This window comes from Sulfitobacter sp. HI0040 (assembly GCF_001634885.1).
In the GTDB taxonomy this organism is placed as follows: domain Bacteria; phylum Pseudomonadota; class Alphaproteobacteria; order Rhodobacterales; family Rhodobacteraceae; genus Sulfitobacter.
Genome location: NZ_LWEX01000160.1, coordinates 1 through 2,830, shown reverse-complemented (window position 1 = coordinate 2,830; position 2,830 = coordinate 1). Strand labels below are relative to the sequence as shown.

Annotated in this window: 4 protein-coding genes; all 4 read left to right on the top strand. The window is 61.8% G+C overall.

The annotated features are described in order from the left end of the window. Positions 1–445, top strand: a 445-nt coding sequence (locus A3728_RS23090) for a maleate cis-trans isomerase family protein (protein WP_443069427.1), incomplete at its 5' end; no start/stop codon positions are given. Between the two features lie 40 nt (positions 446–485). Then, complete coding sequence (locus A3728_RS10860; RefSeq protein ID WP_067923366.1) at positions 486–1,520, top strand: TRAP transporter substrate-binding protein; 1,035 nt, start codon at positions 486–488, stop codon at positions 1,518–1,520. A gap of 26 nt (positions 1,521–1,546) precedes the next feature. Beyond that, complete coding sequence (locus tag A3728_RS10855) at positions 1,547–2,152, top strand: TRAP transporter small permease subunit (protein WP_067923369.1); 606 nt, start codon at positions 1,547–1,549, stop codon at positions 2,150–2,152. A gap of 60 nt (positions 2,153–2,212) precedes the next feature. Further along, the coding region (locus tag A3728_RS10850) for a TRAP transporter large permease subunit (RefSeq protein WP_150120734.1) at positions 2,213–2,830 on the top strand (618 nt) is incomplete at its 3' end.

Here is a 2,830-nt window from a genome sequence, read left to right as displayed (position 1 = left end):
GCTCGCAACGCTCGATGCCTTCCGCGCCATGGGGGCAAGCCGTTACGCCCTGGCGACGCCCTACCTCGAAGAGGTGCAGAACGCGATCATCACGAATTTTGCCAAAGTGGGCTTTGACTGCGTGCATGAACGCCACCTCGAAGACCCCGGCAATTTCACCTTCGCCCAGTATGACGAGGACACGATCGCCCAAATGATCCGGGAGGTGGCGGCCAAAACGCCCGACGCCATCACCGTTTTCTGCACCAACTTCGACGGGCCGCGGGTTGCACCGACCGTTGAGGGGGAAACCGGGATCCCCGTGTTCGACAGCATATCCGTCACGCTCTGGCACGCGCTGCGGCGCATCGGATTCGATACCGCGCCCCTGTCCCGATGGGGCCGGATATTCGAATGCCCCCTACCCCGAAACGACACGCGCGGCGCCGAACAGGTTTCGGCATAGCGCGCAATTCAGACAGTGAATTACAAGGAGGAGGAAACGAATGAAAACCCTGACTACACTCGCGGTATCGGCGCTGCTGGCCGCGACAACCATGGCCTCGGCCGAGAGCTACTCGTTCAAGGCGCTGGGACAGCCGGTCGCGACCGGTCTGATCCAGAAGAACGTGGAACAGCCGTTCTTCGAAAACTTTGCCGAGCGTACCGGGATCGATGCCTCGGTCGATTACAAGCCGCTCGATGTAACCGGCATCAAGGATACGGAACAACTGCGCATCCTCAAGGCGGGTCTGTTTGACATCGTCTCGCTCCGGATGAGCCAGATTTCACGCGATGAACCGACGATCCTCGGCCTCGACCTCGTTGGGCTGAACCCCGACTACGACACCGGGCGCAAGACCATCGCCGCTTTCGCGGACAAGGTTGACGAACAGTTGCAGGCGAAGTTCAACACCAAGCTGCTGGGCGTCTGGCCCTTCGGCCCGCAGGTTCTGTTCTGCGAGCCAGAGATCACCCAGCTGTCCGACCTGCAGGGCAAGAAGGTGCGGGTCTATGACCAGAACCTCGCCAACTTCGTCTCCTCCGTCGGGGGTACGCCTGTTCCCATCGGTTTCCCGGACGTTCACCAGTCGCTCGCCCGCGGCGTGGTCGACTGCGCGATCACGGGGCCCAGTTCTGCCAACTCCGCCGGATGGCCCGAGGTGACCAATTACATGCTTCCGGTCGCTTTCCAGCTCGCGCTCAATGGCTACGGCATGAACCTCGACGCCTGGAACAGCCTGACGCCGGAAGACCAGACCAAGCTGGAAAACGGGTTCGATGCATTGGTCGAAGAAATCTGGACCTACTCCGAAGAACTCTTTGAGGACGCCGTCCGGTGCAACGTGGGCGACGAGCCCTGCGAAACGGTCAAGAAATATGACCTGAAGCTTGTTCCCGTCACGGATGCCGACAAGGCGATCATCGAGAACGCGGTCAACGAGATCTCGTTCCCCGCATGGGCGGAGGTCTGCGACAAGCAGAATGCCACCTGCTCGGAAGACTGGAAGGCGGCCATCGGCGCCGTGATGTCGCAATGATACGGAAAAACACAGGCGGGGCCATCATGGCCCCGTCTACACCCGTCATCCCCGAACGGCGGACCGGCTGGTTCCCCGTAGAAGGCATCGCGGCGCTGGCATCCCGCCTGTTCGGAATTGCGCTCCTCGCCCTGTCGATATTCGTCTCCATCGAAACCGTGGCGCGGAAGCTTTTCAACTTCTCGTTCGAAGGGGCCGATGAGCTTGGGGGCTACGTTCTTGCCGTCGGATCGAGCCTTGCTTTCGTCGTGGCGCTGTATGACCGCGCGCATATCCGGATCGACGTGCTGCACAGCCGGTTCCCCAAGCGGCTTCAGGCGATCATGGATTGGCTGTCGATCGTCTCCATGGCGGTACTGGGGCTCTTCATCCTCTATGTCGGGCGGATCGTGATCGTCGATACGATGGCCTACGGCTCGACCGCCCCGACACCCTGGGCGACGCCGCTGATTTGGCCGCAGGCCGCCTGGTATGGCGCGCTGGCCCTTTTCGCCCTCTCGGCGATCTACCTCGCGATCCGCGCCACGATGCATGTCATCAACGGCCGTCTCGAACAGGTCAGCGCGGAATTCCATCCAAAGGGCGCCATCGAGGAACTGCAGGAAGAAATGAGCGATCTGGAGCGCCGGTAGGCGGCGCTTCGGCTAACACATGAGCGGCGCGCAGGGCGTTCCGCATCCAGGGAGGACGTCATGGGCGTTGGATCGGTTTTCGTAGGATTTTTCGGGATGATGGGCCTTTTGCTCATGAGCTTCCCCATTGCGGTCATCATGGTGGTGCTGGGGGTGATCGGCGGCGTGATGCTGTTCGGCTGGCCGCTGCTCAACTCCATGGGGCCGGTGATCTGGGGGGTGCAGAATGAAAACATCCTCACGGCTATTCCGCTGTTCATCCTGCTGGGCGAATTGCTTCTGAGAAGCGGGATCGCCGACCGGATGTACGGGGCGCTGGCGCTCTGGCTCAACCGTCTGCCGGGCGGGCTGCTGCACACCAACATCGGCTGCTGTTCGCTCTTTGCCGCGACCTCCGGGTCCTCTGTCGCGACCGCCGCAACCGTCGGCACCGTGGCGCTGCCGAACCTGAAGGCGCGCGGCTACGGGTCGCGGCAGGCGCTCGGCTCGCTGGCGGCGGGCGGCACGCTCGGCATCCTGATCCCGCCCTCGGTAAACCTGCTGATCTATGGCTCGCTCGCCAATGAATCCATTGGCCAGCTTTTCATCGCAGGTATCATTCCCGGCGTGCTTCTGACGCTTCTTTTCATGGTCTACAACCCGGCTGAATCCTATGTCATCCCGGTCTCTTCCGAAACG

What these genes read in the sequence shown, in the direction of transcription:
- A3728_RS10860 (WP_067923366.1), top strand. Translation starts at nt 486, where the DNA reads ATGAAAACCCTGACTACACTCGCGGTATCGGCGCTGCTGGCCGCGACA.
- A3728_RS10855 (WP_067923369.1), top strand. Translation starts at nt 1,547, where the DNA reads ATGGCCCCGTCTACACCCGTCATCCCCGAACGGCGGACCGGCTGGTTC.